Origin of the sequence: Vibrio algarum, from assembly GCF_028204155.1 — a bacterium.
In the GTDB taxonomy this organism is placed as follows: Bacteria; Pseudomonadota; Gammaproteobacteria; order Enterobacterales; family Vibrionaceae; genus Vibrio; species Vibrio algarum.
Genome location: NZ_JAQLOI010000001.1, coordinates 2,537,008 through 2,557,120 on the forward strand (window position 1 = coordinate 2,537,008; position 20,113 = coordinate 2,557,120).

19 protein-coding genes and 3 pseudogenes are annotated in these 20,113 nt (G+C 42.0%); 3 read left to right on the forward strand and 19 right to left on the reverse strand.

What is annotated here, in order from left to right:
• Nucleotides 1-45 precede the first annotated feature (45 nt).
• Both PGX00_RS11800 and PGX00_RS11805 read right to left on the reverse strand, forming a co-directional pair.
• Nucleotides 46-813 (reverse strand): DeoR/GlpR family transcriptional regulator, encoded by a 768-nt coding sequence (locus PGX00_RS11800; RefSeq protein WP_272136491.1) that lies wholly within the window; start codon nucleotides 811-813, stop codon nucleotides 46-48.
• An 88-nt stretch (nucleotides 814-901) separates the two neighbouring features.
• Nucleotides 902-1,351, reverse strand: a complete 450-nt coding sequence (locus PGX00_RS11805) for an L-alanine exporter AlaE (RefSeq protein WP_272136493.1) — start codon at nucleotides 1,349-1,351, stop codon at nucleotides 902-904.
• A 281-nt stretch (nucleotides 1,352-1,632) separates the two neighbouring features.
• Between PGX00_RS11805 and PGX00_RS11810 the strand changes: the two are divergent.
• Nucleotides 1,633-2,240: pseudogene (locus PGX00_RS11810) on the forward strand (UPF0149 family protein).
• A 202-nt stretch (nucleotides 2,241-2,442) separates the two neighbouring features.
• On the opposite strand, the gene nadA reads toward PGX00_RS11810, so the two are convergent.
• The 17 genes and pseudogenes from nadA to aspS all read right to left on the reverse strand — a co-directional run bounded on the left by nadA (nucleotide 2,443) and on the right by aspS (nucleotide 17,976).
• Nucleotides 2,443-3,489 (reverse strand): quinolinate synthase NadA, encoded by a 1,047-nt coding sequence (gene nadA / locus PGX00_RS11815; protein WP_272136495.1) that lies wholly within the window; start codon nucleotides 3,487-3,489, stop codon nucleotides 2,443-2,445.
• Nucleotides 3,490-3,705: 216 nt separating this feature from the next.
• The gene (gene ybgF / locus PGX00_RS11820; RefSeq protein ID WP_272136497.1) at nucleotides 3,706-4,473 is read right to left on the reverse strand and encodes a tol-pal system protein YbgF; all 768 of its coding nucleotides are present in this window, start codon (nucleotides 4,471-4,473) and stop codon (nucleotides 3,706-3,708) included.
• A gap of 15 nt (nucleotides 4,474-4,488) precedes the next feature.
• A complete protein-coding gene (gene pal / locus PGX00_RS11825) occupies nucleotides 4,489-5,010 on the reverse strand; it encodes a peptidoglycan-associated lipoprotein Pal (protein WP_272136499.1) in 522 nt (173 codons plus the stop codon).
• 34 nt (nucleotides 5,011-5,044) lie between these two features.
• Nucleotides 5,045-6,397: a Tol-Pal system beta propeller repeat protein TolB gene (gene tolB / locus PGX00_RS11830; protein WP_272136502.1), complete on the reverse strand. Its 1,353-nt coding sequence runs from the start codon at nucleotides 6,395-6,397 to the stop codon at nucleotides 5,045-5,047.
• Nucleotides 6,398-6,415: 18 nt separating this feature from the next.
• A pseudogene (gene tolA / locus PGX00_RS11835) lies at nucleotides 6,416-7,512 on the reverse strand (cell envelope integrity protein TolA).
• 12 nt (nucleotides 7,513-7,524) lie between these two features.
• Nucleotides 7,525-7,967, reverse strand: a pseudogene (gene tolR, locus PGX00_RS11840) (protein TolR).
• Nucleotides 7,968-7,969: 2 nt separating this feature from the next.
• Nucleotides 7,970-8,653, reverse strand: a complete 684-nt coding sequence (gene tolQ, locus PGX00_RS11845) for a protein TolQ (protein WP_272136504.1) — start codon at nucleotides 8,651-8,653, stop codon at nucleotides 7,970-7,972.
• Between the two features lies 1 nt (nucleotide 8,654).
• A complete protein-coding gene (gene ybgC / locus PGX00_RS11850; protein ID WP_407702354.1) occupies nucleotides 8,655-9,056 on the reverse strand; it encodes a tol-pal system-associated acyl-CoA thioesterase in 402 nt (133 codons plus the stop codon).
• Nucleotides 9,057-9,205: 149 nt separating this feature from the next.
• On the reverse strand, nucleotides 9,206-9,511 hold the full coding sequence (gene ybgE, locus PGX00_RS11855; RefSeq protein ID WP_272136508.1) for a cyd operon protein YbgE: 306 nt from the start codon (nucleotides 9,509-9,511) through the stop codon (nucleotides 9,206-9,208).
• The gene (gene cydX, locus PGX00_RS11860; protein WP_000270284.1) at nucleotides 9,504-9,611 is read right to left on the reverse strand and encodes a cytochrome bd-I oxidase subunit CydX; all 108 of its coding nucleotides are present in this window, start codon (nucleotides 9,609-9,611) and stop codon (nucleotides 9,504-9,506) included. Before cydX ends, ybgE begins: the two co-directional genes overlap by 8 nt.
• Nucleotides 9,612-9,623: 12 nt before the next feature.
• Nucleotides 9,624-10,760: a cytochrome d ubiquinol oxidase subunit II gene (gene cydB / locus PGX00_RS11865; RefSeq protein WP_272136669.1), complete on the reverse strand. Its 1,137-nt coding sequence runs from the start codon at nucleotides 10,758-10,760 to the stop codon at nucleotides 9,624-9,626.
• A 14-nt stretch (nucleotides 10,761-10,774) separates the two neighbouring features.
• Nucleotides 10,775-12,361, reverse strand: a complete 1,587-nt coding sequence (gene cydA, locus PGX00_RS11870) for a cytochrome ubiquinol oxidase subunit I (RefSeq protein WP_272136672.1) — start codon at nucleotides 12,359-12,361, stop codon at nucleotides 10,775-10,777.
• A 465-nt stretch (nucleotides 12,362-12,826) separates the two neighbouring features.
• Nucleotides 12,827-13,837: a Holliday junction branch migration DNA helicase RuvB gene (gene ruvB, locus PGX00_RS11875; protein ID WP_272136674.1), complete on the reverse strand. Its 1,011-nt coding sequence runs from the start codon at nucleotides 13,835-13,837 to the stop codon at nucleotides 12,827-12,829.
• Between the two features lie 78 nt (nucleotides 13,838-13,915).
• Nucleotides 13,916-14,536 carry a Holliday junction branch migration protein RuvA gene (gene ruvA / locus PGX00_RS11880; RefSeq protein WP_272136676.1) on the reverse strand — a complete coding sequence of 207 codons (621 nt, stop codon included), beginning with the start codon at nucleotides 14,534-14,536 and terminating at the stop codon, nucleotides 13,916-13,918.
• 228 nt (nucleotides 14,537-14,764) lie between these two features.
• Nucleotides 14,765-15,283 carry a crossover junction endodeoxyribonuclease RuvC gene (gene ruvC, locus PGX00_RS11885; RefSeq protein ID WP_272136678.1) on the reverse strand — a complete coding sequence of 173 codons (519 nt, stop codon included), beginning with the start codon at nucleotides 15,281-15,283 and terminating at the stop codon, nucleotides 14,765-14,767.
• Between the two features lie 63 nt (nucleotides 15,284-15,346).
• On the reverse strand, nucleotides 15,347-16,033 hold the full coding sequence (locus PGX00_RS11890; protein WP_272136680.1) for a hypothetical protein: 687 nt from the start codon (nucleotides 16,031-16,033) through the stop codon (nucleotides 15,347-15,349).
• Between the two features lie 167 nt (nucleotides 16,034-16,200).
• Nucleotides 16,201-17,976, reverse strand: a complete 1,776-nt coding sequence (gene aspS / locus PGX00_RS11895) for an aspartate--tRNA ligase (protein WP_272136682.1) — start codon at nucleotides 17,974-17,976, stop codon at nucleotides 16,201-16,203.
• 271 nt (nucleotides 17,977-18,247) lie between these two features.
• On the opposite strand from aspS, the gene cmoA reads away from it, so the two are divergent.
• The gene (gene cmoA / locus PGX00_RS11900) at nucleotides 18,248-18,976 is read left to right on the forward strand and encodes a carboxy-S-adenosyl-L-methionine synthase CmoA (RefSeq protein ID WP_272136684.1); all 729 of its coding nucleotides are present in this window, start codon (nucleotides 18,248-18,250) and stop codon (nucleotides 18,974-18,976) included.
• Nucleotides 18,977-19,028: 52 nt separating this feature from the next.
• Nucleotides 19,029-20,009, forward strand: a complete 981-nt coding sequence (gene cmoB / locus PGX00_RS11905) for a tRNA 5-methoxyuridine(34)/uridine 5-oxyacetic acid(34) synthase CmoB (protein WP_272136686.1) — start codon at nucleotides 19,029-19,031, stop codon at nucleotides 20,007-20,009.
• Nucleotides 20,010-20,113: the final 104 nt, after the last annotated feature.

Sequence of the window (20,113 nt, forward strand, 5' to 3'; positions counted from 1 at the left end):
TAGATTGCTATTGTGGCATTTTCATTATTGTAAGGTACGAAATTATTACAAACTGATGATCTCTATTTTTGTTTCAGACTCTTCAAGGATAGAGGCCAATGGTTCTGGTGGTAGTTGATCGGTAATGATTAAATCTATCTCACTCAGGTTACCGAGTTTAACCATCGCGTTACGACCGAACTTAGAATGGTCAACACCAAGGATGGTTTCTCGGCTATTTTCAATAATGGCTTTCTTTACTCGGACTTCATGATAATCAAAATCAAGCAACGAACCATCATTATCAATACCACTTATGCCTAGCACACCAAAATCTAACCGGAACTGGGAAATAAAGTCTAAGGTTGCCTCACCCGTTACACCACCATCGATATTGCGGACTTCACCACCAGCGAGAATAACCTTAAAATCCGAGCGTTCCATCAAAATCATGGCGACATTTATATTGTTCGTCACTATACGCAGATCACTGTGGCTAACTGTTAGAGCCCTTGCAAAAGCCTCAGGGGTGGTGCCAATATCAATAAATAAGGTTGAACCATTAGGTATATGTTTTGCCATCGTTGCAGCAATCAGTTCTTTTTGCCTAGGGTGCATTACCTTGCGGTTGTTGTAACTGGAATTCTCGGAACTAGAAAGGTTGGTAGCGCCACCATGAGTTCGGCGAAGTTTGTTGAGTTCAGCAAGCTCATTTAAATCTCGACGGATCGTTTGAGGGCTAACACTAAACAGTTCAACCAACTCATCTGTGTTGACTTCTCCGTTTAATTCTACGAGTCGAACAATCTCATTGTGTCGCTGTTCTGCTTTCACGCCAATTCCTTTTTTAATTGTATATAACGTTATCTAGTATAAGCAAATTTTGCCAATAACCCTATTACAAATGTTATATATGGAACGGCTAAACCTGACGAACGTATCCAGGCACACGGAACAACTTGCGGCAGGAATCTAGAAAACATCCGTAAAGCACACCCATCCCACAAGATATAGCTGCATTGGTCGAAACCGCGGTAATAATCTGGTCGGTGGATGCACCAACGAAAAGTAAAATACCAGCATAGACAGGTGATTGAAATGCTACGTATGCGAATAGGTCTGATACATTTTTCATAAAAGAGGTAGATGAAAATTTTGCACCTTTCCTTAACACCCAATCGCGAAATAAGCCATAAGGTAATGCTATCGCAATATTGACAGGTATAGACACTAATCGAGACTCGAGTGATTTTTCGAGAGACATTCCGGATACAAAAACTTCAATTATCATTCCTGAAACAAAGCAAAAAACCACCATGGCAAAGGTGTCAGCTGCAACATTTCTAACGCAAAAAGGCCCACGCACTCGCATTTATTCCACTCAACAATATATATAACTACAAATAAAACAAAAAACACCACCAATAAACTGGATTAATCTATTCACCCAGTTTTCTGCGCTATTAAAACAGATCTTTAGTGAAATTAAACACTATATTTTTAATTTTATTTTAAATTTTTAGCTACTTTTTTAACTCTCTGTGGTGGTAAGTTCTTGTGTGATGAGCTTCGCGTTTTTTTTAACCAATCAGTGCATTGTGGCGCAAAATAAACACTCGTTCCGTTGACTAAGCTAAGGGGACAATGAGAGCTATGCTAAGATATAGCATCAATTTTTTCTTGGAAATTACCGTGACACTAAAAGAATTACTTCAACAACCTGAACTTGAAGGTAAATTATTAGGTGAAGCTCAAACCTGTGGTTTCGTCACCGCTATGGCTGCAGCTCCCAATGTACTTGATCCAACCGAATGGATTCCATTTCTTTGGGGGGTGAAGAAGTCGCTCCGTTTACTGACGGCGTTCAGTTTGAACAATACGCCGATTTGGTCATCGCACTTTGGAATAAGACTCGACCAGCACTTCTTGATGGAACTTGGCAATGGCCTGAAGGTTATACTCTAGACGAAGAAGAGATCATTTCTCAAAATGCTCGAGCGTTTACCGAAGGGGCACTTCAAGGTTGGCAACTTGCTAGAGACGACTGGGAAACACTAATGCCAGAGGACAGTGCCGATAACGCATTACTCGGTGGTGTACTGCTTTCTTTGAGTTTACTTTATGATCCGGAAACCGCCATAGAGACTTTAAAAGAGCATGGCGTCGAAGGTCTAGAGCAATTTGAAGAAATTTATAATGCTATTCCCGTGATGTTATCAGGCCTTACTCAGCGCGGTGCAGAATTGGCCGAGGCACAATAATTACCTCTATGCGTTAATCAAGGGCGGCAATAACGTCGCCTTTATAATAAGGTTTTCGGTTCTATTCAGTTAGCGCTAACATTTTCGTCATCTCTCGTGGGGATGACGCTGTTGTCTTTATACGCCAGTTTAATTCTGCGGATGGCGCTTTAATCTTGGGCGATATTTCCATATAACACCCAAAGCTAAAGCGCTTGCTTGACTATTTTTGCAGTTTCTCGGCGAAATCTAGCATGCGATTCAGCGGAATGAGCGATTTTACTCTGATATCTTCATCGACGAAGATCTCATGTTCGTTCGATTCGCCTGTCAATGCACTTTCTATCGCAGCTAAACCATTCATTGCCATCCAAGGACAATGTGCACAACTACGACACGTCGCACCGGCACCTGCCGTTGGTGCTTCCATTAGTTCTTTCTCTGGAACCAGCTGCTGCATCTTAAAGAAAATACCTTTATCGGTGGCAACGATAAGTTTTTTATTGGGTAGCTCTTTTGCTGATTTGATCAATTGGCTCGTAGAGCCCACTGCATCCGCTAACTCAACTACCGACGCTGGTGATTCTGGGTGTACTAAAACCGCAGCGTCAGGGTAAACCGCTTTCATGTCTTTTAAGGCTTTAGCGGAAAATTCATCATGAACGACGCACTCGCCCTGCCACAACAGCATTTCTGCTCCTGTTTTGTTCGCTATATACGAGCCAAGATGGCGATCAGGACCCCAAATAATTTTTGCGTCTTCGTCGTCCAGATACTCTACTATCTCTAAAGCGATACTTGAGGTTACGACCCAATCAGCACGTGCTTTTACTGCTGCGGAAGTGTTGGCATATACCACAACCGTATGATCTGGATGTGCATCGCAGAACTCTGTGAATTTGTCTGCTGGACAGCCTAAATCTAACGAACATTCTGCCTCTAAATTTGGCATTAAGATCGTTTTTTCTGGCGTTAAAATTTTGGCAGATTCACCCATAAACCGGACACCAGCAATGATCAATGTACTGGCTGGGTGACGATTACCAAATTTCGCCATCTCTAAAGAGTCACCCACAAAACCACCAGTCTCTTCAGCGAGGGCCTGAATTTCTGGATCGGTGTAGTAGTGAGCGATCAATACAGCATCTTTCTCAATAAGTAGGCGCTTAATGCATTCTACATGAGCCGCTTTTTGCTCATCAGTCAGTGGCATTGGTTTTGGAGGGAAAGGGTAAACGGTGGTTTCTATTAAATCTAAAATGTGGCTCATTGCTCGTGCTCTACGCAACTTCCGTGAATCCGAACATTGTACACCTTATAGGTATTCGTTTTCTAGCCCTGTTGAACAAATGCTATTGTCAATGCGACTAAATTACTAGAAACGCAAATCTATCATCATTCCTGCGCAGGAGGGGGAAGTAGTGGATAAGTGTGGGAACGGATGAAGTAAAAATGAAAAAAAAGACCACATAGTGGTCTATTTTTCTTATTTAAGTTTCGATTTAGCCATCTTAGCGGAGGCGGAACCGGGATATTCGTCAATCGCCTGTTGATAATACTTGTTTGCAACAGCGGGTTTACCGTTACGTGCTGCAATATCGCCAAGTTTAACAAGAGAATCTGCGCGCTTGTTTGATTTTTCGTAAGAGACGACAGAAGCAAAACTTTTTGCTGCATCAACATCTTTTTTCAGTGCGTAATTCAATTGCCCCACCCAATAATGAGAATTGGCAGAATAAGACGAATTAGGGAAATCTTTCTGAAACTTAGCAAATGCGGCAAGCGCACCGGTATAGTCTTTATCTACCTGAACGAGATAAACGGCTTTTTTATATGCGGCCTCTTCATTCGCATCGGCTGCGTATACACCACCTTTAATCTCTGTATTGCCATTCGTTGCCGGCGCTACATTATCAATAGGTTGCTGCTTTTCGTTTCTTAGACGGTCCAACTCAATAAACAACTCGCGCTGACGTTCTAACATCTGCTTCATGTCATAGCTATTTCGTTCGACCATTCCTCTTAGCTCACTAAGCTCTGACTCCATTCCGTCTATTTGCTGCTGCATTTGCAGTTGCACACGAGATCGATTATTTAACAGACGTTCAAGTCGTTGAACATCAGTTTCAGGCTTAGATGTAGCAGAAGAGGATGTGCTGTTTAGATCAGATACTGGAGCTGGTGCAGCGAACGCTAGGTTCGCTGCACTGGCCAGTAACGCAAGCGAAACAGCTCGCTTAAAGTTACTGAACATGAGGTCTATCCTCGATTAGTATACGATAACCGCACGACGGTTTTTCGCATATGCATCTTCAGATTGACCTAGAACTAGTGGTTTTTCTTCACCGTAGCTCATGATAGAGATTTGGTCAGACTGAACACCTAGAGCTTGAAGATATTTTGAAACGGCTTCTGCACGATACTCACCAAGAGCAATGTTGTACTCTGGAGTACCTCGTTCGTCAGCGTGACCTTCAACAGTTACTTTGATTGCTGGGTCTTTGCTTAGGAATGCAGCATGAGCAGCAAGCATTTCTTCGTAGTCACCAGAAACGGTTGCATTATCAAACGCAAAATAAACTGTGCTAGTTTCGCGAAGAGCTTGTTCTTTCATTTCTTGCTCAGATAGTTGAGCATTTTGATCAACCGGAGTAGCTACCGTAGTAGTTTGCTCTTGGTTGTTCGTTTGTTGTGAAGCGGCATCAGCAGCTTCGTCGCTTGAGCTACAAGCTGTTACTGCTAGGATAGGTAGCGCAATTAGAAGCCCTTTAAAAACCTTATTAAGTTGCATCTTATATTTTCCTTTCTTTGTCAAAACTTAGTTGCTACAAAAACGGTGACCAGGCGGGAGCTCTAACACGCCCATTTGTTGCCGGTAATCTAGCCTTAAATCGACCATCTATAGAAACCATAGAGAGCACATTTTTCTTTCTATAAATAGAGCTATAAATGACCATACTACCATTTGGGGCAATGCTTGGAGATTCGTCCAAGAGTGTATTAGTTAACACTTGAACGGCTCCTGTCTCCAGATCTTGTTTTGCCAAATTGAAACCTGAGTTAGATCGATTCACCATAATCAGGAATCGTCCATCAGGAGTAATTTGTCCACTCAAATTCTGGCTACCCTGCCAGGTTAAACGGTTGGTCGAACCGTCTACCAAATTTACTCGATATATCTGAGGTTTACCACCCCGATCTGACGTAAATATCAACGATTGTCCATCAGGATACCAGTACGGTTCTGTATTATTTGATCTACCCCGCGTTATTTGTCTTAACTTACGCGTCGCGAGATCAAGCGTATATACCTGAAGACTACCGGTTTTGGACAGAACAATTGATAAGGTTTTTCCATCAGGAGAAAAACGTGGAGCACCATTATGGCGAGGAAATGATGTGAGTTTTTCCCTTTTACCCGTATAGATATCCATCAAGAAGATTTCTGCTTGGTTATTTTGGAAACTAACGTATGCAAGTTGTCGACCATCCGGTGACCAAGTTGGCGACATTAGTGGCTGTTTAGACCGTAAAACTAAGCGTTCGTTGAAACCGTCATAATCTGCGATTCTTAATTGATACTGATACTGATCTTTCTCATTTATAACTACGTATGCAATGCGGGTAACAAACGCACCTTTCTCACCGGTTAATTGTTCGTAAACGAGATCAGAAATACGATGAGCATATTCTCTTAAACGTTCGCCTGGTACTGTCGCTCGCTTATTAAATAAAATATGATCCTTGGAAAGAACGAGCTCTCCTTGAGTGTTAAGGGTTTTGCTCTGCCCTTTCGTCAACTGACCACGAATAACATCAACAAGTTGATACCGAACTACATAGCTGCCGTTAGCGTCTTGAGTAATGGTACCCGTAAGTAGTGAATCAACCCCCAAATTCGTCCATTCTTCAAATTTTATATCGTTATCTTCGTAAGGGGTCTGCGGCATTTTGTTTACAGGCACTGGGCTAAATTTTCCGCTTCGCTGTAAATCTGACGCAATCACTTTCGATACATCATGAGGAAGTTCCGATGTACCTTCCCACTTAAAAGGTACGATGCCAATTGGTCGGGCCGAATCAATACCTTCTGTAATTACCAATTCTAATGCCGCGTTGGCTATGTTGCCCAAGCTTGCGGTTAATATCAGTAATCCTGTAATAAGTTTTTTAATCAAAATACATCCCTTTTCTTACTACTCTGGAGCTACGGTTAAGTTAATATTACGGAGTTGACTCGCCACATCTTTATCTGTCGGCAGTGGAAACGTACCTACTTGCGTGACAGCACTTTTGGTTGCGGCGCATAAACGAGTATCACCATTCAGAACATTCACACTACTCAAAATAGCACTATTGCCCGTTGGAATGAGCTTTAAGTTGACCCTACAAGACTTTCCCCTGTAAGAGTCCTCCATTAACAATTTATTTTGAATAAGTTGCTTATATATCGCAGCGTACCTATTAGTTTCAGTCGTTACGAACTGTTGTTTTGCCGAGCTATTTTGTGCAGCTTCTTCTTCTAGGCCTGCAAATATATCGCCTAGAGCAGCTTCACGTTCTTTACGCTCTCTTTCCAACTGCTTTAGTTTTTCCTGTTCTTTTTCTGCTTTTAATTTCGCTTCTGCTGCTGCTTTCTCATTTGCAACGCGTTCTTGCTCCGCTTTTTCAGCTCGCTCATTTTCTAATCGCGCTTTTTCTTTCGCTTCATCCGCTGCCTTTTCACGGCTCAAACGTTCAGCTTCAGCAGCGGCAATCGCGGCCTCTTTTGCTACTCGTTCTTGTTCTGCTTTTTTTACTTGCTCTTGTTTCTTAACACGTTCTGCTTCTGCGTTAGCTGCGAGCTCTTTTTGTTCGCGTACTTTTTCTTGTTCGACACGAACCTTTTCTTGTTCTTTACGTACGTTTTCTTGTTCTTTACGTACATTTTCTTGCTCTATTTTTTTCTTTTTTCTGCATCGCGTGCCGCTTTATCCGCTTTAGCTCTGTCTTCTTTTAACTTACGAATTCGGGCTTCTTCAGTTTTACGGTTTTTTTCCAACTGCTCACTCTGCTTACGCAGTTTATCTAAACGCTCTTGCTCTGTTTTCGCAGCGGATTTACGTTGTTCTCTTATCTCTCTGGCCTGTTTCTGCACAAGCGCAGGATCAATCACGACAGCCTGAACCATATTCCCTGTCGGCTTTGGTTTAGACATATTAAAATCCGTCCCCCAAAGCAATGCTGCAACCAACAACAAATGAAGGGTAACGGAGATGACGATTGCTGATGTTAAATTCTTGTTATTTTTCATCTACAGCTAATACTATTCCTTTATGTCAGTCAAGAGCCCTACCTTTGGGACACCTGCCTGACTTAACTCATCCAATACTAAAACAATTTCCGCATACGGTGTTGCGGCATCGCCACCCACTGCTACGGGTGATGTAGGCGATATAGATAACTCTGCTTTTACCCGTACGATAACATCTTGTAACGACAAACCGCGCTGTACGTCTTCATTGTTAACACTTAGGCCAAGGTTACCGTCAGCATCTATCTCTACAATGATGAAACTTGCGTCGGAGTCACCGGCAATATCAGAAGCAGGTTTCGCAGTAGAAGCTTGCGGTAGCTCCACATCAACGCCCTGAGTAATAAAGGGAGAGGTCACCATAAAAATGATCAAAAGTACCAACATAACGTCAATGTAAGGAACAACATTGATCTCTGCGGTTAGCTTCCTTTTTTAGGTTGATAACCTGCCATGATTATTCCTTGTCACTCATTGCTTGGCGGTGGAGAATACTGTGGAACTCTTCTGAAAAAGTAGCATATGAATGTTCTAATTTAGACACCTTATTGCTTAAGCTGTTGTAGGCCATTACCGCAGGAATCGCAGCGAATAGACCCATCGCTGTTGCAACCAAAGCTTCAGCGATACCCGGCGCTACCATCGCAAGTGTTGCTTGCTTTACCTGACCCAAAGCAATAAAGGCATGCATGATGCCCCATACCGTACCAAACAAACCAATATATGGGCTGATAGAACCCACTGTCGCCAAAAATGGCAAGCTTGTTTCAAGTGATTCAACTTCACGAGAAACCGTCACACGCATCGCTCGACCGGTGCCATCCATCACTGATTCACTTGAAGAACCATAAGTTCTTCTTAAACGAGCAAATTCGGTAAAACCTGAATAAAAAATCTCTCGGCTACCGGATAAGTCATCCTTCTTTACCTTCACTTCTTGGTAAAGCTTAGATAAATCTTGGGTAGACCAAAATTTATCTTCAAATTCAGTCGCGTCTTTTGCTGCAGCTCTCAATGCCTTGCTGCGTTGAATAATCATTGCCCAAGAAGCAATAGACATACCTAATAAAATCAACATCACAACCTTAACGAGTAAGCTTGCCTGTAAAAATAGATCTAAGATTGAAAGTTCAGCGTTCACTCTAATTCAACTCCGCAATTAATGAGCTTGGAATAGCTTGAGGTTTCATTTTTTGACTGTTAACGCATGCTACCTTAACCAAGGCTTTACACAATGCGCGCCCTTCAAGATTGACGATTTCCTGACAAAACACTATTGACGCTTTTTTCAATTCAGACACCGTTGTAACAACCGTTAATTGGTCATCCAACCGAGCACCTTGTAAAAAATCGATATCAATATGGCGAACAACAAAGCCGATATTTTCCTCTAACAGCACCTGTTGAGAGACACCAATATGCCGGAGGAGTTCCGTTCTTGCTCTTTCGAAAAACTTCAGATAGTTGGAATGGTAAACCACACCACCGGCATCAGTATCTTCGTAATAAATAGTAACGGGCCACTTGAATGGAGAAGTTGTCACGTTTTGCACAACCTATTGCTAGTAATAATTAAATTAATTACTAACTATACCCTATCATTATCGCAATAGTATTGGTCTCTCGTATTTTTTTACATAATTGCGGAAAAAATGACGCTATCCGCAAAGAACAGCGTCATTTTGGATATAAATCAAACGAATAGATAGGCAACGGTTAGGTATAAAAGAATGGTTAATGAAATATAAGGAGAGAATAGGACTCTCCATACTACAAACATAGGGGTAAAACCTACGCCAAATATCACACCTGAGCAGATAGCCCATAGAAACAAGGGGCCAATAATTGAATTAAAACCACCAATCGCATTGCTATATAGCGTTGGTTCCCACATTAACAATCCAGCGTGGCCGATTGCCAAAATGAAAGATAAAGCCCTGAATAGGGCCTTATCTATCGGGCGATGTAAATTGGCTATCTGAACAGCCAATTTACTCACTATCTTTATCCATCATTTCTGAATGTTCTAACCAAAGCGCATTAATAATGCCAAAAGCACAGGCAAGTAGAACACCTAAAATCCAAGCGAAATACCACATAATAACGGCTCCTTAATAAAGTGAATTTTTGTTTTCTTCGATGAACTTGTCATCAAGACGACCATACATTTTGTAGTAAGACCAAGCGGTATAACTCAAAATAATAGGTACAAAAATAGCGGCTACGACCGTCATTATCTGAAGTGTTAACTCACTTGATGTTGAATCCCACATCGTAAGGCTATGATTGGGCTCTAAGCTAGAAGGCATAACAATCGGGAACATGCTAAACCCGGCGGTCAGAATAATCCCAGCAGAGGTTAAGCTAGAAGCCAAGAAAGCAAGGCCTCCACTGTTGATGCGTGTAGCTAAAATAACCACAAGTGGCATAACCGTACCAAGTATAGGCGCAGCCCACATTAATGGATATTCAGCATAGTTTGCCATCCAAGCACCCGCTTCACGAACCACTTCTTTGTTCAGTGGGTTTGACGCAGCAAGCGTATCAAGCTGACCTTTTATCACGTAACCATCAATCGATTGTATCCACAAACCAGCGACTACAAATAGAATTGTAATAACAAGCGCACCAATTTGAGTAAGATTACGGGCCCGTTCTCTCACTCCGGCAGTGGTTTTCATTTGTAACCAAGTCGTCCCCATCACCACAAACATGGCAACGCTAATTAAGCCACACAGCAGAGCAAATGGATTAAGCAACCCAAAAAATGAACCGTGATACGTTGGCATCATGAAATCGCTTAACGTAAATGGCACACCTTGTAACAAGTTACCAAACGCTACACCAAAAATTAGCGAAGGCACAAAGCCACTGATACTGATTGCAATGTCCCAATTTTTCTTCCATTTTGGAGAGTCAATCTTGGAACGATAGTCAAGACCAATTGGACGCAACCATAAACCTGCCAATGTTAATATCATGGCAAAATAGAAACCTGAAAACGAAACCGCATATACCGTTGGCCATGCCGCAAATAGTGCACCACCAGCAGTAATTAACCAAACTTGGTTTCCATCCCAATGCGGGGCGATAGAGTTAATCATCACTCTACGTTCGTTATCCGTTTTTCCGATAACAGGTACTAGAGCACAAACACCTAAATCGAACCCATCGGCAATAGCAAAACCAATTAGCAGTACGCCTACTAGTACCCACCAAATCAATCGTAATGCTTCATAATCAAACATTATTTACTCTCCCTTTACGCTTCTACTTGGCGGTTGACTTTGTCTTGAGCAGAGTCGCCGTTTTGTTCAAAGTGGTAACGACCTGTTTTCAAGCTACTTGGGCCTTTACGTGCGAACGTCACCATGAGATAGACTTCTACAATAAGGAATACTGTATAGAGCGCGAGTATTGCAAATAGCGATGCCCATAATTGTCCCATTGTCAGAGCAGACACAGCCACGTCGACAGGTAAAATTTCACCTACTGCCCATGGTTGACGGCCATACTCCGCAACAAACCAACCCATTTCTATCGCTATCCACGGTAGTGGTATACCAAACAGAGCCGCTTTTAAAACCCACTGTTTTTGATTAATTTTCTGGCGGCAGGTTTGAACAAATGCAGCACCAAAAATGAACAGCATTATAAACCCACAAGCAACCATGATTCGGAAAGACCAGAACAGCGGCCAAACCGTAGGAATGGAATCATCTGTCGCTGCTTTGATTTGCTCTTCAGTAGCGTCGGTGACATTGTCGGTATACCGTTTCAGCAACAATCCGTAACCAAGGTCGTCTTTAAGTTCGTCAAAGGCATCCAAGTTTTCTTGAGACTTATCACCAGCGCGTAACTTTTCGAGCAGATCATAGGCTTGCATACCACTACGAATTCGTTCTTCGTGCTCAATTTTCAGATCCGATATTCCGGTCACTTCAGTATCAAAGGAACGCGTAGCGATAATCCCCATGACATAAGGGATCTTAATCGCAAAATCAGTTTGCTGAGTCTCTTGATTTGGCAATCCAAACAAAGTGAATGCTGCGGGCGCTTCTTCGGTATGCCATTCGGCTTCAATAGCGGCCAGTTTCACTCTCTGTACGTCCCCAAGTTCATAGCCTGACTCATCACCTAAAATAATCACAGACAAAATTGAGGCCATACCGAACGAAGCGGCAATGGCAAATGAACGGCGAGCGAAAGCAACATCTCGACCTTTCAACAAGTAATATGAACTAATACCAAGTACGAACATAGCACCTGTGGTATAGCCTGATGCGACGGTGTGAACAAACTTAACTTGTGCAACTGGGTTGAGAACCAATTCAGCAAAGCTCACCATTTCCATACGCATCGATTCAAAGTTGAACTCAGAACCAACTGGATTTTGCATCCAACCGTTAGCAACTAAGATCCAAAGCGCAGAGAAGTTAGAACCTAAAGCAACTAACCAAGTTACCGTTAAGTGTTGGCGTTTAGATAAACGCTCCCAACCAAAGAAAAATAGCCCGACGAAGGTGGATTCTAAGAAAAATGCAACTAAGGCTTCAATGGCGAGTGGCGCACCAAATATGTCGCCTACATAATGAGAATAGTAGGACCAGTTGGTACCAAATTGGAATTCCATGGTAAGGCCAGTAGCCACACCAAGAGCGAAGTTTATACCGAATAACTTACCCCAGAACTTTGTCATGTCCTTATAGATTTGTTTATCGGTCATTACATATAGAGACTCCATTATGGCGAGTAAGAAAGCCATACCTAAAGTCAATGGAACAAAGAGGAAGTGATACATCGCTGTGAAGGCAAACTGCAACCGCGATAGATCAACTATGTCAATCATGTTAGCTCCTTTTGTGTCGGCTGAGTGACACTGATACTTTTTGCATCATGCACATGCACTTTTCTATTAATTAGCATAGCTCGATTAAAAAACGAGCCAAGTTGTTAATATATTGTGCATTTTAAGTTAGAATTTTGTTAAGTAAGCTCTAATATAGCTAGGGCTAATATTAACGGGTAATGGCTTACGATACAAAATATTTCTGAATTGTCTTGGCTTTGATTTGAATCAAAAAGATCTACTGAATATCAATATACGAACCATTAATTGACTTAGATCAATTAATGGTTGTGTTTTAATGCTCTTATGTGAAGAAGAGGGAAGATTGATATAAAAAATAGGAATAATACAAATAGGCATTAGATTTTAATTTATGTGACATATACCCCTTTATGAGTAGAAAAAGCCTATTATGGCAGTCGAACTTATAAAGTGTTGTAAACTGCCAGTATACTGATTGAATTGTTAATTACTTGTTTCGATGCCAAAGTGTAAATAAGCCCTTTCTGTCGCGATTCGACCTCTTGGGGTTCTTTGTAAATAACCTTGTTGGATAAGAAAAGGCTCCAGAACATCTTCTATGGTTTCTTTTTCTTCACCAATAGCGGCCGCTAAGTTATCTAAGCCTACAGGGCCTCCTGAAAACTTCTCCATGATGGCGAGCAAAAGCTTTCTGTCCATGTAGTCAAAACCTTTGTGGTCTACATCAAGCATATTTAATGCTTTATCCGCTACATCAGAGCAGATATGGCCATTGGCTTTCACTTCTGCATAATCTCTTACCCGTCGAAGAAGCCTGTTAGCAATACGAGGGGTTCCGCGCGCTCTTCTAGCGACCTCCAAAGCGCCCTCTTCTTCCATAGAAAGATTAAGGCAACTAGCACTACGTTGAACAATGAACTGTAAGTCAGGGATATTGTAATACTCCAACCTTTGAACGATACCAAATCGGTCTCTCAGAGGAGAAGTCAATGAGCCTGCTCTTGTCGTCGCACCGATAAGCGTGAAAGGAGGAAGGTCTATTTTAATCGATCGCGCCGCAGGGCCTTCTCCTATCATGATGTCGAGTTGGTAATCTTCCATTGCTGGGTAGAGTATTTCTTCCACCATTGGGCTAAGACGATGGATTTCATCAATAAAAAGAACATCGTTTTCTTCTAAATTGGTTAGAAGTGCAGCCAGATCACCGGCTTTTTCAAGTACCGGACCCGAAGTAGTACGAATATTTACTTCCATTTCATTCGCGACAATATTTGCTAATGTCGTTTTACCTAAACCCGGAGGGCCGAAGATTAATAGATGATCCAAAGGCTCATTACGCTGTTGTGCTGCTGTAATGAAGATTTCCATCTGATCACGTACGTGATCTTGCCCACGATAATCGGCAAGTTTTTTAGGCCGTATCGCACGGTCAATGACTTCTTCATCTTTAAAAACCGGACTATCCGGTGCTATCAAGCGATCAGCTTCGATCATCGATTATTCTCTTATTCATTCGGCTGTGGTCGCCACCACAACGAGGACTATAGTGAACGTAGGTTCTAAGTATCTCAATCACACCATGGATTTCAAGGCTTCTCTAATTACAGCTTCACTTGTCATGTCGGCTTTTACTACTTGAGAGACCACTTTTGATGCTTGTTGCGGTTTATAACCAAGGGCGATTAGTGCACTAATAGCTTCATCTTCAGCACTTTGTTTCGTGTTTTCGTATGGTTGACTATCCATTGGCGCGGCATCCGTTGCTGGAGTAAACAGATCACCAGCCCCCCACCCTTTAAGGCGATCTTTCATCTCAACCACTAAACGCTCTGCTGTTTTCTTACCTACGCCTGGTAGTTTGACAAGTGTAGATATATCTTCACGTTCTACACAAGAAACAAATTGAGCCGCAGTCATACCGGATAATATCGCCAAGCCAAGTTTAGGCCCAACCCCATTGGCTTTAATGACTTCTCGGAAAAGCGCTCTCTCTTTTACCGAATTAAAACCATATAAAAGTTGAGCGTCTTCTCTAACGATGAAGTGGGTATATACAATAGCTTCTGTACCAATTTCAGGTAACTCATAAAAACAGCTCATCGGCATTTGGACTTCATAGCCAATACCGCTTACTTCGATAAGTAATTCAGGTGGTTGTTTTTCAATCAAAATTCCACGAAGGCGTCCAATCACAGAGTATATCCTTTGAAACAGTTAATATGTCGGGATAATAATATATTACTGGATGAATAACCAGTGCTTCATTTATAGTTCACCGCCACAAGCCACTCTCTATAGCCCGTGCAGCTCGGCTAGTACCCAAACCTCACGTCATTCATGTGTAAACGGGGATCTGGGTGAATTGTTTCAATCCCACGCTGGAAAGTGGGAACGACAGAGCGCTAAAACGATCAGCATTATTTATCGATAACGGCCTTTTTTAGCGCTTTTGGCCTGACCCGCCAATGCGACTAGGGTTTTATTTGTATTCGCGTGGCAGATTGCAACACCAAGTGCATCTGCTGCATCGGCTTGAGGCTTTGCAGGTAACTTGAGCATACTTTTGACCATATGTTGAACCTGTGTTTTGTCTGCCCCACCCGTCCCGACAACCGCTTGTTTAATTGATCGTGCTGAATATTCAAAAACAGGTAAATCGGCGTTAACAGCCGCAACAATAGCTGCCCCTCTCGCTTGCCCGAGTTTTAGTGCCGAATCGGCATTTTTTGACATGAAAACTTGTTCAATGGCGAAAACATCGGGTTGAAATTGGGTAATTATTTCAGTAACCCCTGCGTATATCTGCTTCAGTCTTCCCGGTAGTTCAGACTCTGACATACGGATACAACCACTTCCTAAATAATATAGGTGGCGGCCTTCTTGTCGTATCACGCCATATCCTGTCACCCTAGAACCGGGATCAATACCAAGAATTATCATTTATTGCCTAAGTCGTTTAATTTTGAGAGATGCTAACCGATTTACGTTAGTAAAAGCCAGTAACTATATTGGTATAAAGGTCATTGAGGCAAAGCTTTGAACCACTTTGTTGATTGTTCTATTCGTACTATCCGAAACAAGTATAGCCATCATATCCTGGACAATAATCATCTGACCTAATACTCTTTCATAGCTATAGTTAGGGATACCGTTTTCGTCTATACCATTAGTGAATAGCAACGGCTCCCCGTTATCGTAGGTACGGTTGTTAAGCTGCCACGTTATGGTTTCTAGATTTCTCGCACTGTCATATAGTTTTTGCTGACTGATTTCATCCAGTAAGTAGTACTCTAGTTGGTTATTATATGACGCACTTAGCATGCCGGTAATACCTGCCATCAAGGCAAACACTCTATCTCCTTTAAACTCTTTCGAAAAAGCAAGGGGAAGGGCTTCTACACCATCTAAATGGCCTAATTCCAAAAAACCGTTTATCGGGCGATCTACGGTCATCAATTGAGAAAGACGGGCGTCTATTGTCATTCCAGAGTTTTTCTTCAATTCTCTAGGGTTTCTTTTATAAAGTTTAACAATGAGTCGTCGGGTGAGCTTTCGTATCTGTTCTATATGAATATCGGTAACGAGGTCGATATCCGATTTAGCGAGGTTTTTGATATCAAAGGGGCGACCATCCTTTCCCGCGCATGCTGAAAGTGTAAAGATTAAAAACGCTAACAATATAAAACGCATTCACTCACTATTCCTTTAGATGATGAAATTACATTCTATTCAGGCATTTTATAAAACGAAAGAAATTAAAATCGTTTCTGTTAGTTTGGATTAAAAAAGCTAGGGAAGACCCTAGCTTTTCAATCAATTAGCGTAAACCAAAACAACTTATGACAGGTAGTTAAGGATTATGCTTCTTTGTCTTCCGCTTTTTTCACTGCAATCGCTAATTCTTCAAGAGAGGCAGGGTTAGCGAGACTTGGCGCGTCCGTTAACAAACAGGCCGCTGCCGTTGTTTTCGGGAATGCAATAACATCACGAATATTTTCTGTACCACATAAAAGCATTGCCAGACGGTCTAAACCGAATGCCAAGCCTGCATGTGGCGGCGTACCATATTTCAACGCTTCAAGTAAGAAACCAAACTTCAATTGTTGCTCTTTTTCTTCGATACCTAAAATCTCAAATACCGTCTCTTGCATTTCAGCGTTATGGATACGAACAGAACCACCACCAACTTCATAGCCGTTGATAACCATATCGTACGCATTAGAATTTGCGGCTGCTGGGTTCTCTTTAAGCTCTTTTGCTGTAACACCTAATGGCGAAGTGAATGGGTGGTGCATTGCATGCAAGTTACCTTCACCATCTTCTTCAAACATTGGGAAATCAACAACCCATAACGGTGTCCAAGCTTTCGTATCGCTTAACTCTAAATCGTTGCCCACTTTTAAACGCAGAGCACCAAGAGCTTCTGATACCACATTTGCTTTGTCTGCACCGAATAGGATGATATCGCCAGAATCAGCACCTGTGCGCTCAAGAATACCGCTGATAACGTCTTCCGAAAGGAATTTCGCAACTGGAGACTGAATACCTTCAAGCCCAGCGGCTTTATCATTCACTTTCATCCATGCCAAACCTTTTGCACCGTAGATACTGACAAACTTACCGTATTCGTCAATTTGCTTACGACTAAGTTTTGCTCCACCCGGAACACAAAGAACAGCGACTCTACCTTTCTCATCATTGGCAGGGCCAGAGAATACTTTAAATTCAACATCTTTCACTAAGTCTGCGACATCAACCAACTCTAACGGGTTACGTAGATCCGGTTTATCTGAACCAAAGCGACGAATCGCTTCTGCAAAGCTCATTACAGGAAACTCACCAAGATCAACGTTAAGCAACTCAAGCCACATTTCTCGAATCATCTTTTCTGTCACTTCACGTACTTGGTCCGCTGTCATGAAAGATGTTTCGATATCTATTTGAGTAAACTCTGGTTGACGATCAGCACGTAAGTCTTCATCACGGAAACATTTTACGATCTGATAATAGCGGTCAAAACCAGACATCATCAAAAGCTGTTTGAATAGCTGAGGTGACTGCGGTAACGCGTAAAAACTGCCTTTATGCACACGGCTTGGAACCAAATAGTCTCTCGCACCCTCTGGTGTTGCTTTCGTAAGAACAGGTGTTTCGATATCAAGGAAGTCATTGCTGTCTAAGAAACGACGAACAAAGCTTGATGCCTTTGCACGTAATTTAATATTGTTACTCATTTCTGAACGGCGCAAATCAAGATAGCGGTATTTAAGGCGCTGCTCTTCGGAGTTATTCTGTTTAGAATCAAGTGGTAGCGCATCAGAGCGGTTGATTATCTCTAGTGCTGTGGCAAGTACTTCTACCTCGCCTGTCGCCATATCTTTGTTAATTTGGCTATCTGGACGAGCACGAACCTCGCCTGTAAACTTGATACAAAACTCGTTTCTTAGTTGGTTAGCAACTTCAAATACGTCTTTCATATCTGGGTCGACTACTACCTGAACAATCCCTTCACGATCTCGCATATCAACAAAGATAAGACCGCCTAAATCGCGGCGACGGTTAACCCATCCGCAAAGTTCTACAGTTTGTCCCACTAGGGACTTGTTCAGTTGACCACAATACTGGGTACGCATAATGAAATTCCCAAACTCTTAATTAGTTATTAAATTTTTGACAGCTCATGCTGTCAGTTCAAACCCACATTTATACCTGCAAAGCGCTTGAAAATCGACCTTTGTAGGGACTTTTTCTTGCAATTGACACTTAGTTAGAACCAACAGACGATAAAAACAGCAATTTTGGAGAGCTAAAGCCTTTTGAGACCAATAATAATGAATGGTGACACCACTGCTTTTTTCTCTTAAAATACGCCCCCCAGTTTTGTAGGTCTATTAGCAGGCAGATATGAGCAATAAAGATAATATCTTCTCATCTCCTATCGATAATATCGGTAACTTTAGTTTTGATGAAAATGTCGTTGAAGTTTTTCCTGATATGATTCAACGATCGGTACCAGGCTACAGCAATATAGTGTCTGCCATTGGTATGCTTGCAGAGCGCTTCGTAAAGCCAAATAGCGTTATATACGACCTAGGCTGTTCACTTGGCGCTTCTACGCTATCTATTCGAAGAAATATTCAGCAAGAAGGCTGTAAGATTATCTCGGTAGACAATTCAAAAGCAATGGTTGAGCGATGCAAATTACACGTGAATGCCTATCGTTCTGATACACCTGTTGAAGTGCTTGAAGCCGATATACGAGATATAGCGATAAAAGACGCTAGCATGGTTGTTTTAAACTTTACTTTGCAATTTCTATCTCCGGATGATCGCCAAAACCTTCTAGAGAAAATCTATGCTGGCTTGCGTCCTGGTGGAATCTTGATACTCTCCGAAAAGTATGTGTTTGAAGACCAAAATGCCAACGATTTGCTCATAGATTTACATCACGACTTTAAGAGAGCGAATGGCTACAGCGAGCTAGAGGTCAGTCAAAAACGCAGTGCCATTGAGAATGTGTTGATTCCAGACTCAATACCAAAGCATAAAGAAAGACTACAGCAAATCGGATTTTCAACTGTGGAAGTCTGGTTCCAATGCTTCAATTTTGGGTCTATGTTTGCCATCAAGTAATTTGAAGACGTCAGCCTAAACTTAATTCATCCATTATAAGATCACTCAAACCATGTTCAATTTTGCTAATTTTTACAAACTTATTGCCCAAGATGCGGATTTACAACCTTGGCTAAATATTCTTCCACAGCAGTTAACTGACTGGCAAAATGCGGAACATGGCGATTTTGAGCGCTGGCTTAAGGCTCTAAAGAAAATCCCTGAAGGAACACCTGACAATATCGACCTAAAGACCTCTGTTTCTTTATCTAATGAACAGCCAATTTCCGATGGTGAAAGAAAGAAGCTAGACAACTTATTGCGCACTTTTCACCCTTGGCGAAAAGGCCCTTACACGGCTCATAATATTCATATAGATACCGAGTGGCGTTCAGATTGGAAATGGGATCGCGTGTTGCCACATATTTCTCCTCTTAAACATCGCTCAGTGTTAGATGTCGGATGTGGTAATGGGTATCATATGTGGCGCATGCTAGGTGAAGGAGCGCGCTTATGTGTTGGTGTTGACCCCTCTCATCTATTTCTAGTCCAATTTGAAGCGATAAGAAAATTAATGGGCAACGACCAACGTGTTCATTTACTTCCACTGGGCATCGAACAGTTACCGGAACTTAAAGCATTCGACACGGTATTTAGCATGGGCGTGTTGTACCACCGCCGATCACCTCTTGATCATATTCTTCAATTAAAAAATCAACTTGTCGCTGGTGGTGAGCTAGTTCTAGAAACGTTGGTTATTGATGGTGACGAGAATGCCGTTTTAGTACCAACAGACCGTTATGCTCAAATGCGTAATGTCTATTTCTTCCCGTCTGCGAAGGCACTCAAAAAGTGGTTAGAAAAATGTGGTTTCGAAGATGTTCGCATCGTAGATGAGAATGTCACTACAACAGGTGAACAAAGAACAACAGATTGGATGAAGCACAACTCTTTACCGGATTATTTGGACCCAAAAGACCCAACGAAAACGGTTGAAGGTTATCCTGCGCCTAGACGAGCCATTTTAATCGCCAAAAACGCCACACAGTCATAACGACCATCTATTAATCCTGCGTGACAATAAATGCTAACCAAATACTGACATAAGGGTGCTTCTCGCACCCTTTTATGTGGGCTAAAATCCGCCGCGTCTCTATA

What these genes read in the sequence shown, in the direction of transcription:
- PGX00_RS11805 (WP_272136493.1), bottom strand. Translation starts at nt 1,351, where the DNA reads ATGCGAGTGCGTGGGCCTTTTTGCGTTAGAAATGTTGCAGCTGACACC.
- nadA (WP_272136495.1), bottom strand. Translation starts at nt 3,489, where the DNA reads ATGAGCCACATTTTAGATTTAATAGAAACCACCGTTTACCCTTTCCCT.
- ybgF (WP_272136497.1), bottom strand. Translation starts at nt 4,473, where the DNA reads ATGTTCAGTAACTTTAAGCGAGCTGTTTCGCTTGCGTTACTGGCCAGT.
- pal (WP_272136499.1), bottom strand. Translation starts at nt 5,010, where the DNA reads ATGCAACTTAATAAGGTTTTTAAAGGGCTTCTAATTGCGCTACCTATC.
- cydX (WP_000270284.1), bottom strand. Translation starts at nt 9,611, where the DNA reads ATGTGGTATTTCGCTTGGATTTTAGGTGTTCTACTTGCCTGTGCTTTT.
- cydB (WP_272136669.1), bottom strand. Translation starts at nt 10,760, where the DNA reads ATGTTTGATTATGAAGCATTACGATTGATTTGGTGGGTACTAGTAGGC.
- cydA (WP_272136672.1), bottom strand. Translation starts at nt 12,361, where the DNA reads ATGATTGACATAGTTGATCTATCGCGGTTGCAGTTTGCCTTCACAGCG.
- ruvB (WP_272136674.1), bottom strand. Translation starts at nt 13,837, where the DNA reads ATGATCGAAGCTGATCGCTTGATAGCACCGGATAGTCCGGTTTTTAAA.
- ruvC (WP_272136678.1), bottom strand. Translation starts at nt 15,283, where the DNA reads ATGATAATTCTTGGTATTGATCCCGGTTCTAGGGTGACAGGATATGGC.
- PGX00_RS11890 (WP_272136680.1), bottom strand. Translation starts at nt 16,033, where the DNA reads ATGCGTTTTATATTGTTAGCGTTTTTAATCTTTACACTTTCAGCATGC.
- aspS (WP_272136682.1), bottom strand. Translation starts at nt 17,976, where the DNA reads ATGCGTACCCAGTATTGTGGTCAACTGAACAAGTCCCTAGTGGGACAA.
- cmoA (WP_272136684.1), top strand. Translation starts at nt 18,248, where the DNA reads ATGAGCAATAAAGATAATATCTTCTCATCTCCTATCGATAATATCGGT.
- cmoB (WP_272136686.1), top strand. Translation starts at nt 19,029, where the DNA reads ATGTTCAATTTTGCTAATTTTTACAAACTTATTGCCCAAGATGCGGAT.